The sequence below is a fragment of the Acidovorax cavernicola genome, from assembly GCF_003581445.1.
Genome location: NZ_QXMN01000388.1, coordinates 1 through 502, shown reverse-complemented (window position 1 = coordinate 502; position 502 = coordinate 1). Strand labels below are relative to the sequence as shown.

Sequence of the window (502 nt, the reverse complement as noted above, 5' to 3'; positions counted from 1 at the left end):
CCCCATACGCGATTCGATTGTATGTAGTGCGCGCCGGATTGGGTAGTCCATTGCGCGGCGCGCGTCGATATTGCGCGCCGGCCGATGGCGCGCGCGAGGTGCGCGCATGAGGCACCACGACGCGCCCGTCGAGGCCCTCGCAGAGCCCGTCGATCCGCTCTCTGAAATGGAGTTGCGCATCCTGTCCGGTTGCCACGAGGGCGCGTGTCTGGCGATCGCCGCCGGCGAGCGGCTGAGCGTCGGCAGCGAGGGGGACTGCGACGTGCTGCTCAGCGACTGCGGGCTGCCCGCCGATGCGCCCCTGCAGGTGGTGTATCAGGACGGACGCTGGGCGGTGCTGCGGGCGGACCATGACGCGTCGCCGAACCCGCCCGGCATGGCGCCGGGCGCGATCGCGCTGATCGGGCAGGTGCAGGCCACGATCTGCGCGGCGCATCTGGCCTGGACCCCGGCGATGCCGCGCGCAGAGGCCGCGCCGGCGCCGGAGCCCGAGGCGGTGGAC

1 protein-coding gene is annotated in these 502 nt (G+C 72.9%); it reads left to right on the top strand.

Annotated elements, in window-relative coordinates; translation table 11 throughout:
* Positions 1-106: 106 nt before the first annotated feature.
* A partial coding sequence (locus D3H34_RS33815) for a hypothetical protein (protein WP_205736897.1) occupies positions 107-502 on the top strand: 396 nt, incomplete at its 3' end.